At 60.8% G+C, this 15,208-nt stretch carries 12 protein-coding genes; 6 read left to right on the top strand and 6 right to left on the bottom strand.

Features of this window, described 5'->3' with window-relative positions; genetic code table 11:
- Positions 1-37 precede the first annotated feature (37 nt).
- The 5 genes from LAC81_RS26975 (at position 38) to LAC81_RS26955 (ending at position 6,374) form a co-directional block, all read left to right on the top strand.
- Positions 38-1,294, top strand: coding sequence for an NRAMP family divalent metal transporter (locus LAC81_RS26975; RefSeq protein ID WP_223730190.1), 1,257 nt, complete (start codon positions 38-40; stop codon positions 1,292-1,294).
- A gap of 117 nt (positions 1,295-1,411) precedes the next feature.
- Positions 1,412-2,176: a LamB/YcsF family protein gene (locus tag LAC81_RS26970; protein WP_223730189.1), complete on the top strand. Its 765-nt coding sequence runs from the start codon at positions 1,412-1,414 to the stop codon at positions 2,174-2,176.
- 19 nt (positions 2,177-2,195) lie between these two features.
- Positions 2,196-3,002 (top strand): putative hydro-lyase, encoded by an 807-nt coding sequence (locus tag LAC81_RS26965; protein ID WP_223730188.1) that lies wholly within the window; start codon positions 2,196-2,198, stop codon positions 3,000-3,002.
- Between the two features lie 7 nt (positions 3,003-3,009).
- Positions 3,010-4,605, top strand: coding sequence for a 5-oxoprolinase/urea amidolyase family protein (locus tag LAC81_RS26960; RefSeq protein WP_223730187.1), 1,596 nt, complete (start codon positions 3,010-3,012; stop codon positions 4,603-4,605).
- 41 nt (positions 4,606-4,646) lie between these two features.
- Positions 4,647-6,374: an acetyl/propionyl/methylcrotonyl-CoA carboxylase subunit alpha gene (locus LAC81_RS26955; RefSeq protein ID WP_223730186.1), complete on the top strand. Its 1,728-nt coding sequence runs from the start codon at positions 4,647-4,649 to the stop codon at positions 6,372-6,374.
- Positions 6,375-6,868: 494 nt separating this feature from the next.
- Here the strand turns inward: LAC81_RS26955 and LAC81_RS26950 are convergent, their stop codons facing one another.
- The 6 genes from LAC81_RS26950 to LAC81_RS26925 are packed head-to-tail and all read right to left on the bottom strand — an operon-like array spanning position 6,869 to position 14,079.
- Positions 6,869-7,687, bottom strand: coding sequence for an HpcH/HpaI aldolase/citrate lyase family protein (locus LAC81_RS26950; RefSeq protein ID WP_223730185.1), 819 nt, complete (start codon positions 7,685-7,687; stop codon positions 6,869-6,871).
- Positions 7,684-8,550, bottom strand: coding sequence for an FAS1-like dehydratase domain-containing protein (locus tag LAC81_RS26945; protein WP_223730184.1), 867 nt, complete (start codon positions 8,548-8,550; stop codon positions 7,684-7,686). Before LAC81_RS26945 ends, LAC81_RS26950 begins: the two co-directional genes overlap by 4 nt.
- A 1-nt stretch (position 8,551) precedes the next feature.
- A complete protein-coding gene (locus tag LAC81_RS26940) occupies positions 8,552-9,298 on the bottom strand; it encodes an SDR family NAD(P)-dependent oxidoreductase (protein WP_223730183.1) in 747 nt (248 codons plus the stop codon).
- 20 nt (positions 9,299-9,318) lie between these two features.
- A complete protein-coding gene (locus LAC81_RS26935) occupies positions 9,319-10,497 on the bottom strand; it encodes an NAD(P)/FAD-dependent oxidoreductase (protein WP_223730182.1) in 1,179 nt (392 codons plus the stop codon).
- Between the two features lie 35 nt (positions 10,498-10,532).
- A complete protein-coding gene (locus LAC81_RS26930; protein WP_223730181.1) occupies positions 10,533-11,402 on the bottom strand; it encodes a branched-chain amino acid aminotransferase in 870 nt (289 codons plus the stop codon).
- 1 nt (position 11,403) lies between these two features.
- Entirely contained in the window at positions 11,404-14,079 is a 2,676-nt protein-coding gene (locus tag LAC81_RS26925) for a 2-oxoglutarate dehydrogenase E1 component (protein ID WP_223730180.1), read from the bottom strand.
- Between the two features lie 117 nt (positions 14,080-14,196).
- Between LAC81_RS26925 and LAC81_RS26920 the strand changes: the two genes are divergently transcribed.
- Entirely contained in the window at positions 14,197-15,147 is a 951-nt protein-coding gene (locus tag LAC81_RS26920) for a LysR family transcriptional regulator (RefSeq protein ID WP_223730179.1), read from the top strand.
- Positions 15,148-15,208: the final 61 nt, after the last annotated feature.

The following is a 15,208-nucleotide window of genomic DNA, read 5'->3' as shown; positions in this document are numbered from 1 at the left end:
ATGCTCGGGGAGGCAGTCCGCTAATATGGAGGGGTTTATGGAACAACCAGCGATTTCATCCGCCGGCGCCGCGTCGCCGCCAACGTCAGTCAAGGCGCGTCGCGCGGCCTTGATGGCGGCAATCTTTCTGATGTCAATGTCGGCCGTCGGTCCTGGCTTCATTACGCAGACCGCCACATTTACGGTGAAGCTTGGAGCGGCATTTGCCTTCGGCATCCTAGTTTCCATTCTGATTGACTTCGTCGTCCAGGCAAACATCTGGCGGATCGTCACCATTACCCGGATGCGGGCCTCCGACATTGCCAATGCAGCGATACCTGGCTCTGGCTATTTCCTTGCCGTACTCGTCATAGTCGGCGGACTATTTTTCAACATCGGCAACATTGGCGGTGCCGGCCTCGGCTTCAACGCCATGATCGATCTCGATCCGAAGATCGGCGGCCTCATTGGCGCACTGGCGGCGATCGGTATCTTCCTTTCGAGGCGCGCGGGCGTTGCAATGGACCGCGTGGTCTATGTGGCAGCTTTCATTAAGCTCGCCCTTATTCTTTACGCGGCGGTCGTATCCGGTCCGCCGGTAGCGGAAGCGCTGCGCCAAACGGTCCTGCCCGATGTCATCGACTTTGCAACGATCACCACCATCGTCGGCGGCACCGTTGGCGGGTACATCACCTATGCCGGGGCGCATCGCCTTTTGGACAAGGGCACCGTTGGCGTTGAAAACCTCGCTGCCGTGAACCGGGCAGCACTGAGCGGCATTGCGATTACCGGCGTCCTTCGTTTCATCCTGTTCCTTGCCGTCCTCGGCGTCGTCGCCAGCGGTGTCGCCATCGACTTGACGGGCAAGGCGGCAAATCCGGCCGGCCAGGCGTTTCAAGCTGCTGCAGGGAATCTTGGTCTTCGCCTCTTTGGCGCAGTCTTCCTTGCCTCGGCGATGACCAGCATCATCGGAGCTGCCTACACGTCGGTCTCGTTCCTGACCGCGTTCAAGAAGGATATGACGGAACGCCAGCGCCACTTCGCCACCGTCGTCTTCATTGCCGTCTCGCTGATCGCCTACATGCTGATCACTACCCCGCCGGCCGCCATGCTTGTCTTCGTCGGTGGCTTGAACGGCCTCGTCCTGCCGGTCGGCCTGTCGATCTTCATGTACGCGGCCTGGGCCCGTTCCGACCTGATGGGCGGCTATCGCTATCCGCGCTGGCTGCTGGCGCTCGGCGTGTTCGTCTGCGGTATCACCTGGTACATGGGCTACAAGTCGATCGGCCCGATCTTCGCGCTGCTTTCGGCCTGAGTGCAATGAGCTAAGGTGCGGGCGGCCTTCCGCCCGCATCCCCGCCCTAACGCGTTAGAATCGATCACGTTCTTGGACCGGTCCGGGCGAAATCAGCGTGATGCAAGGAGATCCGACATGACTGCCATCGATCTGAACAGCGACCTTGGCGAAAGCTATGGCGCCTGGGGCATGGGCGACGATGCGGCGATGCTTTCCATCGTCTCCAGCGCCAATGTCGCCTGCGGTTTTCATGCCGGTGATCCGCTCGGCATCCTGAAGACGGTCAGAGCGGCCACCGAAAAGGGCGTTTCGGTCGGGGCCCATGTCTCCTATCCCGATCGCGTCGGCTTCGGCCGGCGTGACATGGATGTCACTGGCCCGGAATTGACCGCAGACGTCATCTACCAGATCGGCGCGCTGAAAGGCGTTGCCGCCGCTGCCGGGGTCGCCGTCACCTACGTCAAGCCGCATGGCGCGCTCTACAATCGCATTGCCCATGACCCGAAACAGGGTCAGGCAGTGATCGACGGCATCAAGGCCATCGACCCGGATCTGGTGCTCATGGGCCTCGCCGGCGCATCCATCCTCGACCTCGCCCGTAGATCGGGCCTCAAAACCGTCGCCGAGGCCTTCGCCGACCGCGCCTATACGCCGGACGGCCAGCTCGTCTCGCGCCGCGAGCCGGGCGCCGTGCTGCACGATACGGGCGTGATCGCCCGCCGCATGCTGCAGCTTGCCCGTGAGGGCACGCTCGAGGCGATCGACGGCTCGACCATCAAGATCGATGCGCAGTCGATCTGCGTGCATGGCGACAGCCCCGGCGCTGTCGTGATCGCTCGGGCCATCCGCCAGGCCTTCGAGACGGACGGCATCACCGTCCGCTCGTTCCTGGCCGTCTGAGCAAGACCGGGAGGAAACGATGATCGCGATTGAAAACCTCGGCCACGTCGATGCCGGAGCGGCACGGGCGGCGCGCGAGCGCTACCGCAGCGGCCGCGTCGAGCCCACCTCCGGGGTCGCACCCGGCTTCACCCAGGCAAACATGATCGTGCTGCCGCGCGACTGGGCCTTCGATTTCCTGCTCTACGCCCAACGCAATCCAAAGGCCTGCCCGGTGCTCGACGTCTCCGATCCGGGTTCGCACGCGACTCTTTTGGCTCCGGGCGCCGATCTGCGCGCCGACTTGCCACTCTACCGCATTTGGCGCGACGGCAAGCTTGCCGAAGAAACGGCCGATGCGACGGCCGCCTGGGCGGAGCATCCCGATCTCGTCAGCTTCCTGATCGGCTGCAGCTTCACCTTCGAGACCCCGATGGTGGAGGCAGGCATCGAGATCCGCCACATCACCGACAAGTCCAACGTGCCGATGTATCTGACCGACAGGGCCTGCCGCCCGGCCGGCCGCCTGCATGGCAACATGGTCGTGTCGATGCGGCCGATCAAGGCGAACCGGGTTGCCGACGCAGCGACGATCTCCGGGCGTTTCCCGGCCGTGCACGGCGCGCCTGTTCATATCGGCGCACCGGAAGAAATCGGCATCAAGGATCTGTCACGGCCAGAATTCGGCGATCCCGTCAGGATCGAGCCAGGCGAGATCCCGGTGTTCTGGGCGTGCGGCGTGACCCCGCAAGCCGCCGTGATGGCGTCGGGCGTGCCCTTTGCCATCACCCACGCGCCGGGGCATATGTTCATTACCGACATTCCCGACACCGCCTATCACGCCTGAGGATCCGATGCGTTTCCTGCCCGTCAACCTGACGACCCTGTTGGTCGAACTTGCCGATCTCGACGAGACGCTGGCGCTGTTTGCGTCGCTCGAAACCGATCCGGTGGAAGGCATCGTGGACATGGTTCCGGCTGCCCGCACGCTGATGATCCGCTTCCGTGCGGGAAAGCTCACCGCGGAGACGCTGGCCGGCGAGATCGCCACCCGTGACCTTTCGGCCCGTATCGCGCCTTCCGACCAGCTCGTCGAAATCCCGGTTCGCTACGATGGCGAAGACCTTGCCGATGTGGCCGAGCTGACCGGTCTTTCCATCGAAGAGGTCATCCGCCGCCACACGGAGAGCACTTTCACCGTCGCTTTCTGCGGCTTCGCGCCGGGGTTCGGTTATCTTGTCGGCGGTGATCCCGCACTGCAGGTGCCGCGCCGCCAGAGCCCGCGCACCCGGATCCCGGCCGGATCGGTCGCGCTCGCAGGCGCGTTTTCCGGTGTCTATCCGCAAGCAAGTCCCGGCGGCTGGCAGATCATCGGCACGACCCCGGAGAAGATGTGGGATCTCTCGCGCGATCCGCCGGCACTGTTCCAGCCCGGCCATCGCGTGCGCTTCTTCGATATGGCAACGCGGCCGGTTACGGCTTCGCCTGCACCGGTCAAGGCTGCCGCCCTGCCAGGTACCGCGACTGCAGCGGTCACGCTGAAGGTGCTGGCAGCACCCATGCCGGCATTGTTCCAGGATCTCGGCCGCTATGGCCAGACCGGCCAGGGCGTATCGTCCTCCGGTGCACTTGACCGCGGGGCGCTGCAGGCGGCCAACCGTGTCGTCGGCAATGTCACTGGTACGCCCTGCCTTGAAATCATCCTCGGCGGCTTTTCCTTCGAGGCGTCCGGCCGGGCCGTCATTGCTCTCACCGGCGCACCCTGTCCAATCGCAATCCGCGACGCCACTGGCCGCACGTTCAGCGCGGATACCTATCAGCCGGTCTCGCTGGAGTCCGGCGACGTCGTCACGGTCGGCCAGGCACCGTCGGGGGCGCGCAGCTATCTCGCCATTCGCGGCGGCTTCAAAGTGAAGCCGGTGCTCGGTAGCGCCTCGACCGACACGCTCGCCGTCGTCGGTCCGGATCCGGTCACGGCGGGCGCCGTGCTGATCGTCGAGGAGGAAAGCGGGGCGCTGACGAGCGTGTCGCTGACAGAAGCGCCGGCCTTCGCCTTCCCCGTGCCCGGTGAAACCGTGACGCTCGACGTCGTCATGGGTCCGCGCAGCGACTGGTTCACCGAAGCAGGCATCGCCAGCCTCTCGGGCCAGCTCTTCCAGGTGACGCCGCAGTCGAACCGCGTCGGCATCCGTCTCTCGGGGGAAACTGCGCTTGAACGCAAGGACAAGGCGGAACTGCCGAGCGAGGGGACGGCGACCGGTGCCATCCAGGTGCCGCACAGCGGTCAGCCCGTGCTCTTTCTCGCCGACCATCCGCTGACCGGCGGCTACCCGGTCATCGGCACGGTCGCCGAATATCATCTCGATCTCGCCGGGCAGATCCCGGTCAATGCCCAGATCCGTTTCCGGCCCGTGACAACGTTTGCGGATGTCCGGCCCGCAAAGGCCTGAGACCGCGGCCTGGCCGCCCCAATATAAGTGAGGATACACCCATGCAGAAAGTCCTGATTGCCAATCGCGGCGAGATCGCAGTGCGCATCATCCGGGCCTGTCGCGACCACGGCCTGCAGTCGGTCGCCGTCTATGCCGATCCGGACATGGACGCGCTGTTCGTCAAGCTGGCCCACGAAGCCTATGGCCTTTCCGGCAGCCGTCCGACCGAGACCTATCTCGATATCGCCAAGCTGATCGACATCGCCAAGCGCTCCGGCGCCGATGCTGTTCATCCCGGCTACGGCTTCCTGTCCGAGCGGGCCGAATTCGCCCGCGCGGTAATCGATGCGGGCCTCATCTGGATCGGCCCGGACCCGCATGTCATCGAAGCGCTTGGCGACAAAGTCGAGGCACGCCGCATTGCGCAAAGTGTCGGTGCGCCCCTGGTTGCCGGCAGCGACGGCCCGGTCGAGACCGCCGCCGAAGTCATCGCCTTTGCCGAACAGCACGGGCTGCCCGTAGCCATCAAGGCGGCCCATGGCGGCGGCGGCCGTGGCCTGAAGGTCGCCTGGAAGATGGAGGAAGTGGCGGAACTCTACGATTCCGCCGTGCGCGAAGCCAAAGCAGCCTTCGGCCGCGGCGAATGCTTCCTCGAGCGGTTCCTCGATCGCCCGCGCCACATCGAGGCGCAGGTGCTGGCCGACAAGCACGGCAACGTACTGGTGCTCGGCACCCGCGACTGCTCCTTGCAGCGGCGCAACCAGAAGCTCGTCGAGGAGGCACCAGCGCCGTTCCTCACCGAAGCCCAGCGCCAGTCGATTCACGATGCCGCCAAAAAGATTTGCGCGGCCGCCGGCTATGCGGGCGCGGGCACCGTCGAGTTCCTGCTCGGCCTCGACGGCACGATCTCCTTCCTCGAAGTCAATACGCGCCTGCAGGTCGAGCATCCGGTGACCGAAGAGACGACCGGCATCGACCTCGTCATCGAACAGTTCCGTATCGCCGATGGGCTACCGCTCCGCGTGACGGAAACGCCCGCACCGCGCGGCCACTCGATCGAATTCCGCATCAATGCCGAGGATCCCGGCAGGGGCTTCCTTCCGACGCCGGGCGCCATCACCGCCTTCGAGGCGCCGTCCGGCCCCGGCATCCGGCTCGACAGCGGCGTGACCGCAGGTTCGACCGTGCCTGGCACCTTCGATTCGCTGATGGCAAAGCTGATCGTCACCGGCGCCACGCGCGAGGAGGCATTGAGACGCGCCCGCCGCGCCCTGAAGGAATTCCGCATCGAGGGCATTGCCACGGTTCTGCCCTTCCATCGCGCCGCGATCGAGACGGAGGAATTCGTCGGCGAGAACGGTTTCAAGGTGCATACGCGCTGGATCGAGACCGATTTTGCCGACCGTCTTGCCGCAGCTGCCCGGCCCGAGCCGGTGGCCGACCAGCATCTGATCCGCACCCATGTCGAGATCGACGGCAAGCGCCACGCGCTCGGCATCCCGGCAGCGCTGCTTGCCGGCCTCGGCGGGCTTTCCGGCGCGAGCGCTGCCCCGGTTGCAGCAAAGGTTGAGGATGCGGCGAGCATTGCCGCGCCGATCTCCGGCACGCTGCAGGCCTTCAAGGTCGAGGATGGCGCAGAGGTCTCTGCCGGAGATCTGATCGCTGTGATGGAGGCAATGAAGATGGAAACCCAGGTCGCTGCACCGCAATCAGGCAAGATCCGGATCAGTGCCAAGGCGGGAGCCTATTTGCAGGCTGGAGCTGAAATCGCTCGCTTCGAACCTTAGGCCACGGGACTTCATTGTTCATTAACCAGTAAAACTCCCTGACTCTCTCTTTGGTCACAGGACCGGGAGGACGGAATACGCCAATTCGACGGCCGGAATCTACACCGGAACGCTGCGGAATCGTTGTCCGAAAACCGCGTTGATGAATGCTACCCGACGGCTGCGGAGTTTATCCGTCGCTGTACGCTTCAGTACATTCCATGGAAAATCCGCTCCTCCAGAGGTCTGAACGGGATGGCCCTCTTAAAAGTTGTTCAATGATACTCGGAGAAAAGAGGACTGCAGCGTCAGCAAACGGCGGAGCGTGCAGGCGTCTCTTTGTAACGGGGTTGGCCGTGGCAAAGCGGGATACTTGCATTGTGTGCAGCGTCTGTGAATTCGAGCTCTCAGACGGAAAGCCCTGGATTCCCTACCATTGAATCTGGTTTTTTGCCTTTTCATCCGTAAGACTGACGCGCTTATGGCACCAAGATACCTCTGTGGCGGCTCCCTCATTATCGCAGGCTGCGTTTGCTGAGCGATGCTTTTGCCAAAACAGACTTTGCTCGCTCCATCACCGGACGGTCAATCATCTGTCCATAGAGCTTATCGGAATTTCCGTCTTGAGACGAATGCAACACGCGTCTTGCCCACGCAATCTCCTCATCCGAGACGGAAAAAGCAGAGAATATTGGTGCGATCTGGCGTGGGTGCACGGCTAGCTTTCCGCCGAAGCCCAGGGATTTCGCATGCAACGCGTCGTCCTTGATGGCCACGGCGTCGTCGATTGCAACGGTTACACCATCGATCGGCGATTGTCGGTTTGCTAAACGAGATCGAAGAACCAGTTCGGAACGCGCTGCCAGCAAGGCTAGGCGCTCGTGGCTACTGCCGATATCGAGAGCAAAGTCGATCGACCCAAAGGCCAGACATAGAACAGCATCGTTGGCGAGTACGTCAGTGAGGCTGACCAACCCCCGCGCGGTCTCAATTAGCGGGATCAGCGTGATTTGTGATCCGAGCATCGCCGTGACCTTTTCAAGATCGTCGGCTCCTTCCGTCTTCGCCACCATCACCGCAGAAGGCGGGTTGGCGCAAATCGCTTGCAGATCTTGATCCATAAAGCCGCTGGACGCGGCATTGACGCGGACGATCTCGTACACGGACGTTTCAGGTCGCCCGGCGATCGCCTTGCGCGCAATGCCTTTTTCATTGTGACCCACGGCGTCTTCAAGGTCGTAGATAACGGCGTCGGCACCCGAGGCTGCCGCTTTCGGGAACCGATCCGGCCGGTTCCCGGGCACAAAGAGCGGCGCAAGGAGAGATGGTATCATGCCCACTTCGCCGTTGCCGTCATGGTCACGCCCCCCTGAGCGTTCTCGCACCAAAGATCGACGCTTTGCCTATTTTCCTTCGCGTTGAGCGTGAAGGTTTGTCCGCTGAGAAGCGGTTCGACGCCTTTGAAGGAAAATCGGTGCGGACGCTCGCCATCCCGAAGCGTTCTGGCATATTCGAGCAGCAGAGAGGCCTGCAACGGTCCGTGCACAAGAAGCCCTCCATAGCCTTCGACCGCAGTTGCATAAGGTCTGTCATAGTGAATGCGGTGGGCGTTAAAGGTCAACGCCGAATAGCGAAACAACAGGACCTCGCTTGCTTCAACCGCCTGTTGACGGGTCGCCTGTGCCTTTTCCACCGGCGCTGGACGAGATGTCGGCGTGGCGCTTGGCGAGCGATACACGATTTTCTGGAGTTCGCGCAGCGTCGGGCCGCGCACCGTCGACCAGTCATGGAGAACGGTCACGAACACCAATGTACCGGTGCGCCCCTGTTTCACCTCGACGTCTTCGATGCGGGAGCGCCGCGTCACCATGTCCATCAACGCGAGATCCGAGAAGAATTCGACGTCGCTGCCGGCCCACATTCGTCTTGCAACTGGCACTGGCGGCAGAAAGTCGCCTCGATTTGGGTGGCCGTCGCGGCTGAGATCGGATTGCCGCGCGAGTGCCGGCGCGAGGCACCAATGAACCGAAGCCGGGATCGCGGTCGAGGACATTGCCCCATCCAACGTTGCGCGCAAACCATCGACGATCCGTGGCGTGAGAACATCTTCTGCTTCCTGTTCACGCCCGATCCAGCTACGCAGGAACGCTAAATCGATGGGCTCATTTTGCTGAAAGTGAAACTCCTGGTCTTCCATGTCAGACCGTATAGTTCAGGCCGAGCCGACCGCCGTCGGGGTAGATCGTCTGGCCGGTAATGTAAGAGGCGTCGTCACTTGCGAGGAAAGCGACGACACTCGCGACTTCGGAAGACTGACCTCTGCGTCCGAGAGGCGTGCGCGACATTACTCGGCGCTCAGATTCCGCATCCGGAATGACGGCGGCGGCAATTGCAGTGTCGATTGTTCCCGGTCCCACACCGTTAACCCGAATATTGTGCTTCGACAGCGATATCGCCGTAACCTTGGTCAACTGGTTTAGGGCGCCCTTGGAAACGGCATAGGGGATTTGGTTCGGTATGGTGATAACGGCATTGACGGAGGACATGTTGATGATCGAGCCCGTCGCGCGCGGGACCATATGCCGTGCGGCCTCCTGCGTGAGCAAAAAAGCGGACTTCAGGTTCACGGCGAGGACGCGGTCGAAATCCTCTTCTTCGAGGTCCAGGAGTTCAGCGGCGTGGATGATACCGGCATTGTTGACGACGATATCCAGATGTCCGAACGCTTCCAGCACGGCGGAGACTAGCGCTTTTATATCGGCTTTCTTCGATGCGTCAGCTACCTTATACGGCATGTCCAGTGCGAGAGCCGTCTCTTTCAGCTTCGTCTCGTTGATATCCGACAGGAACACGCGTGCGCCTTCGGAAGCCAGACGTTCAGCAATGGCCTTTCCGATCCCCTGAGCAGCACCGGTGATCAAGGCGGTTTTTTTGTCTAAGCGCATTTTCGTTCCCTCTGTTTCGTTCAGATGACATTTCTTTCAATCACGGGCTTTCTATCCTCAATGCGCGCCCAACCGAGCGCCGAGACCTCGATCGTGCTCGCTATTCCATTCTGGATGATTTCAGCGACACTCAGGCCGACACCCGGTGACTGCATGATTCCATGGCCGCTGAAACCGGTTGCGAAAACGAGGTTTCGCAACGCACTATGAGCGCCGATGATCCCATTATGATCGAAAGTGTTGAATTCGTAATATCCAGCCCAGGCTCCCGTCATCTTAATGGATTCGAAAGCCGGAACGCGGGACGCTAGCGCAGGCCAGAGGATTTCATCCCACTGCGTGTAATCGACTTCGAGCGGCATGTCGTCCGGGTCCGGATCGGGAGAGATGCCACAGATGAACTGACCCTGCCCTTCTGGCCGGAAGTAGACACCAGAACTGTCGACGACCAGGGGGCATTTGTCGATCGGACTGCGGCAGGAAAAGGAAAACACGCTTCGAACACGCGGCCTGACCGGAAGATCGATCCCCACCGACGCCGCAAGCGGCGCCGACCAGCAGCCAGCTGCGAGCACGAACGTATCTCCAGAAATCTGGGATCCATCCTCGAGCTCGACGCCCCGGATACGGTTGTCCTTTTCGAGAAACCCAATTGCCTTTGCACTGACATAGGTGCAACCAAGCGCCTTGGCCTTGCGAACGAAGCCTTGCAGAAGGCCGTATCCGTCAAACCATCCTTCTCCGGCCAGCCCAAAACACGCCAAGGATATACCGTCGTGCGACAGCCAGGGAAACCGTCTCCGGATCTCATCCTGCTCCAGCAGGACATTCTTTGCCCCGCGATCCAATTGGATACGGTGGTTGTCGCGCATAGTCTGCTCTCCGGCAGGTCCGGCGATCAACAGGTAACCGTTCTCGTGAAAACCGACATCCGGCTTCTCATCTCCCAGGGCAAGCACCGTCGAGGCCTTGCGCAGGAAGTCGACGCCGAATGTGGAAAGATCGATATTAGCGGGCGTGGAAAATTGCTGGCGCATGCCGGAAGCCGACAGGGCCGAAGAAGCCTTTGCATAGGTCGAGTCGCGCTCGATGACGATGATCTCATCTTCGTTGTCCGGTCGACTGGCAAGAAAATACGCAGTCGAGCTACCCATGACCCCGCCGCCAACGATCACGATCCTGCGTCCGGATGTCGTCATCGATTTGCTCCCAAGGAATGTTTCGACAGACCAGGTCAAGCGCGCACCAGCGCCTGATAGGCTTCAAGCAGGTCCCGCGTCGTAGGGCCTAAATTGAAGGTCATGGAGCCGATACGCGATACCGGGACAATCTCCGCCGCAGTGCCGGTAACGAAAATCTCCTGTGCAGTAAGCAATTTTTCCAGGGGCAGACGCTCTTCTGAGACCGTCAGACCACGGCTGCGGGCAATCTCGATGACCGTCTGGCGCGTGATCCCGTTCAAGAACGCGTCGGCAATCGGCGTGACAAGCGTTCCGTCGATCATTGTGAAGATATTGGCGGCTGTTGCTTCGGCGACATTGCCTTGCCAATCCATCATGAGCGCGTCGTCATATCCCTCGTCGAGGGCGGCATGTTTGGCGAGTGTGCCGGCCATGTAAAGTCCGGCGGCTTTGGCCTGAAGTGGCGCCATGGTTGGAGCTTGCCTCTGCCAGGAAGACAGAGCGAGTTTGACGCCTGCCTCCGCACCGTCTTTCTGAAAATAGGCCGGCATCGACCATGCAGCGATGGCAACATGAATGCGGGAAGCGGGTGCGGAAACCGACATTTGCTCCGAACCGCGCCAGGCGAAGGGCCGGATATAGGCGTCACGGAGTCCGTTCGCCTCTAGGACGGTCTGCGTCGCCGCCCTCAGCACCTCTAGCGAATGGGGAAGCGCATACCCGAGCAGACGAGCACTTTCAGCCAGTCGGACCAGATGTTCGTCGAGCTTGAACGACTTGCCGTTATACGCACGAATGCCTTCGAAAATACCGCTGGCATAATGCATGGTGTGATTCAGAACGTGGCACTTCGCGTCTCTCCACGGAACGATATCGCCGTCCACCCAGATCCAGCCGTCGCGATCTGCAAAATCATTCGCCATTTTATTGCCTTCCTTGGGAATGGACCGTTTGCTCGAACGGCTGCAGCGGTACGGCGGCATCACCGCCCCGCAGTGCCGTGTCGACTAGGGTCGACTGATCCTGCTCATGCAGTCCGTGGAAACTGCCTGCGGGCGAAGCCGACGCCTTTCTCGCAACAACCCGCAAAACCGGAAGGTCCCAGCCGGCATCGCGCAACACGGCTTCCAGCCGTGGGCGGACGTAATCGAGCGCTCCCATGTTTTCCGGCTCTTCCTGGAGGAAAACAGGCACTGCCGATGTCTGGTTTTTCAATGTTTCGACCAATTCCGCAACCGGGAAAGGCGCAAGCTGCTCGATGCGAACCACTGCAACGTGATGGAGGTTGCGCTCGTCACGACGCGCTTCGAGGTCGTAGGCAATCTTGCCGCTGCAGAAGATCACCAAAGTTGCCGACCGATTATTTGCGGGCTTGCTGGTAATCACCGGGAGGAAAGTCGTTGCGGCACCGAACGCCTCCATTGGAGACACGGCAGCGGGATGTCTCAGGAGCGCTTTCGTGTTCATGATAACCAGAGGACGCTTTTCGCTTCGCTTTGCCTGTGCGCGCAGCAGGTGGAAATAATTGGCGGGGGTGCTCGGCATGGCCACGTCGAGATTGAACGGCTGACTCAACTGTAAAAACCGCTCCGTGCGCGCGGACGAGTGTTCAGGTCCTTGCCCATCCAGACCATGCGGCAGCATCAGAACAAGATTGCTGTCGATATTCCATTTTTCCCTACCGGAAGAGACGAACTGATCGATGATGATCTGTGCGCCGTTAGCGAAGTCTCCAAATTGCGCCTCCCATATGACAAGGCAGTCGGGGCGGGCGAGAGAGTAGCCGTATTCGAAGCCGAGAATCGCGTATTCAGAAAGCGGACTATTGCGAACATCGAACATCGGCCTGTTTGCATTCACACGCGCGATCTGGAGATGCTGCTCGCCGGTATCGACATCGGTCAACATGAAATGTCGGTGCGAGAAGGCGCCTCTCACGACATCCTGGCCGGTCAATCGGACGGGTACGCCTTCAGCGTTGATGGTCGAGAACGCAAGCGCTTCGGCGGTCGGCCAGTTGATACCCGTCCGCATGAGGTCCGCACGTCCGCGCACGATCCGCTCAAGTCGGCGATCTATCGGCACATTCGCGGGCGGTTCCGACAATGTGAGCAGAAGATTGGAAATGTCGGCAATGTCGACGCCGGTATCTTCCGGCGCGGCCGGCACCGCTATGACAGGCTCGGGAACAGCCTTTGGTGTGCCGAGATCTTTCTTGACCGTATCGAAGACCGACAGAAAATGATCGGCATAGGCGGATTTCCACCCTTCAATCACATCGGCAGTCGTAAGCCCGCGGTCGACAAGATCTTTGGCGCAGATGTCAGCGAGGTGTGGATGACCGTCGATAGAGTGGTAGAGAACGGGTTGCGTGAAGCGGGGCTCGTCAATCTCGTTGTGACCGTTGCGCCGGTAGCAGACGAGGTCGATTACGCTGTCGCGTCGGTGCAAACAACGATAGTCGGCAGCAATGTCCGCGGCTTTCGTGACTGCGTCCAGCACGTCGCCGTTCGCGTGCAGGATGAGACTGTCCGTCGCCTTGAAGGTGCCCGTGCAGTATTTTGAAGTGCGTGCTTCGGTTGGATTGGTCGTAAAGCCGATCTGATTGTTAATGACGATATGAATGGTGCCGCCGGTGGAATAGCCCGACAAGCCGGTTAGCTGAACAAGTTCCGCAATCGACCCCTGCCCGATAACCGCGGCATCGGTATGCAGCATGATGGTCGCGATTTTTTCTACGGAAATATCCTGCAATCCACGCGCCTTGCCGAGAACGACGGGATTAACGGCCTCAAGATGCGAGGGGTTGGGTAGAAGGTCGATGGCAATCTGGCGTCCATCGCCAACAGCGACTGCGCCTTGCCATCCAAGGTGATAGGGCACGTCGGCGGCCGTTTGGTTGCCGAAAGGATGCTTGCCCGAAAACTCTGCGAGGGTCAGGGACAAAGGGCGTCCTAGGGCGTTGCTGAGCAGGTTTAGACGGCCCCGATGCATCGTCCCGATGACGACCTTGTCAATGCCCTGGGCCGCAAGCCGCCATAAAATCCGTTTCAACAGTACCACGACAGCTTCTGCGCCTTCCGCACCAAAACGCTTTTTGGCCGTGAACTTTGTTTGCATGAGGCGCTCGAACTCGCTCGCCTCAATGATGGTCCGCCCGATCGCAACAGGATCAACCCACTGAGCCTCATAGGTCTCAACTGCCAAGTATGCCCAATTACGCAATGCTTCGTCGTCGATATGCTCCGTTTCGATCCCCAGGCTGCCACAATAGAGATCCGCCAGAGCCGCATACTCCGACGCCTCGGCCCCCGGCGCGATCGATGCGGCGCGTTGCGAAGGTGTCGTGGCGGAAGCACGCCCGGCGATCGGGTCGAGTAGTGCGGCGAAGTGCCCTCTCTGGCGCAGACGCTGCCGGATTTCGGCCCGGGCCGAAGGAAGCAATGGCTGCTCGTCGAGCAGGCTGAGAGCCAGGTGCCAAACGGGATCGACGGTGCTTGGGTCCCGCTTGAACCGGGCACTCAATTGCTCGAGGTAATCGAGATTTTCGCCCGTGAGCAGAGAGCCGAGGCTCGATGAGAGAATGCGATCGGCCGACATGAATTTTTTCCGTTGCGTTCGGCTTTTGTCCCTCAAATCCGTGCAATTGTCTTTAGGAGGAAGCTTCTATCAGTTATGCTTTTTGGGCATGGATGTAATGCAATGGGGGTGCCCTTTATGAAATTCGACGAGCTTCGCTACTTCCTGAAGGCGGCCGAAGTCGGCAGCATGTCGCGAGCGTCCGAAAGCCTCGGGATGACCCAGCCGGCGCTCAGCCGCCAGATCAGGCAACTGGAACAGGAGCTGTGCAGCGAACTGTTCTACAGGCATGGGCGCGGGGTGTCGCTAACCCCGTCCGGCAGCAAGCTAAAAGAGGTGGCAGTCCAGGTTCTTGAACAGCTGGCACTGATCAGCCAGGAGATCCAGGAGGATTCCGCCAAGGAAAACGGGGTTGTTGTTCTAGGGGTGCCGCCGTCGATCGGTGCCACTTTATGCGCGCCGTTATCTATCGGGTTTGCAAAAATATATCCCGATGCGCGCCTGCGCGTCCGCGAAGGTTTCAGCGGCAGTTTGAGTGAAATGCTTGAAGCGGGACAGCTTGACCTGGCAATCCTTTACGATGCCCGGCGTCGGCGGGACTTGCTCGTCAGCCCCCTCATCCGTGAAAATCTCTATCTGATCACTCCGAGAAACGGTGAGGCGCGAACGAATGACGCCGGGTGGGACGAAATCCGACATCTCGGCCTTATTCTTCCAGGACCGGAAAATGGCATGCGCCGCGTGATTGAGCGTGCCGCCAAGGATAGTGGCATTTCCCTGAACGTCCGCCTCGAAATCGATTCCGTACCGGCCATTCGCCAACTGGTCGCATCCGGCGCGGGCGCGGCCATTCTGCCCTTTGGTGCCGTGCATGCTGAGGTGCGTGCGGAGCAGCTTGATGCACGCATCGTGCGGGAGCGAGGAATGGAGGCGTTACTCGTGGTCGCGACACCGCGCAACAAACCCGTGACCCGGACCGTCCGTGCCCTAGTCAAGCAGATCGAGGTGGAGACACTCAACTGTATCCGCTCCGAAATTCTGAGAGGAGAGTACCGGCCGAGCGCGGTAGAACAGGATTCGGACGCGTAGCTGTGTGGGCTCTGCCTTTTAGGCATAGCTGGTTAAACCATCAGGTATGATCGCCATTTGT

The sequence above is a fragment of the Ensifer adhaerens genome (assembly GCF_020035535.1).
In the GTDB taxonomy this organism is placed as follows: domain Bacteria; phylum Pseudomonadota; class Alphaproteobacteria; order Rhizobiales; family Rhizobiaceae; genus Ensifer.
The sequence above is the reverse complement of the archived record's forward strand: the minus strand, read 5'-3'. Positions and strand labels throughout refer to the sequence as shown.

Bases quoted from the DNA above. Each gene is read 5' to 3' on its own strand.
- LAC81_RS26925 (WP_223730180.1), bottom strand. From the start codon at position 14,079: ATGTCGGCCGATCGCATTCTCTCATCGAGCCTCGGCTCTCTGCTCACG.
- LAC81_RS26955 (WP_223730186.1), top strand. From the start codon at position 4,647: ATGCAGAAAGTCCTGATTGCCAATCGCGGCGAGATCGCAGTGCGCATC.
- LAC81_RS26960 (WP_223730187.1), top strand. From the start codon at position 3,010: ATGCGTTTCCTGCCCGTCAACCTGACGACCCTGTTGGTCGAACTTGCC.
- LAC81_RS26920 (WP_223730179.1), top strand. From the start codon at position 14,197: ATGAAATTCGACGAGCTTCGCTACTTCCTGAAGGCGGCCGAAGTCGGC.
- LAC81_RS26930 (WP_223730181.1), bottom strand. From the start codon at position 11,402: ATGGCGAATGATTTTGCAGATCGCGACGGCTGGATCTGGGTGGACGGC.
- LAC81_RS26970 (WP_223730189.1), top strand. From the start codon at position 1,412: ATGACTGCCATCGATCTGAACAGCGACCTTGGCGAAAGCTATGGCGCC.
- LAC81_RS26965 (WP_223730188.1), top strand. From the start codon at position 2,196: ATGATCGCGATTGAAAACCTCGGCCACGTCGATGCCGGAGCGGCACGG.
- LAC81_RS26950 (WP_223730185.1), bottom strand. From the start codon at position 7,687: ATGATACCATCTCTCCTTGCGCCGCTCTTTGTGCCCGGGAACCGGCCG.
- LAC81_RS26975 (WP_223730190.1), top strand. From the start codon at position 38: ATGGAACAACCAGCGATTTCATCCGCCGGCGCCGCGTCGCCGCCAACG.
- LAC81_RS26945 (WP_223730184.1), bottom strand. From the start codon at position 8,550: ATGGAAGACCAGGAGTTTCACTTTCAGCAAAATGAGCCCATCGATTTA.
- LAC81_RS26940 (WP_223730183.1), bottom strand. From the start codon at position 9,298: ATGCGCTTAGACAAAAAAACCGCCTTGATCACCGGTGCTGCTCAGGGG.
- LAC81_RS26935 (WP_223730182.1), bottom strand. From the start codon at position 10,497: ATGACGACATCCGGACGCAGGATCGTGATCGTTGGCGGCGGGGTCATG.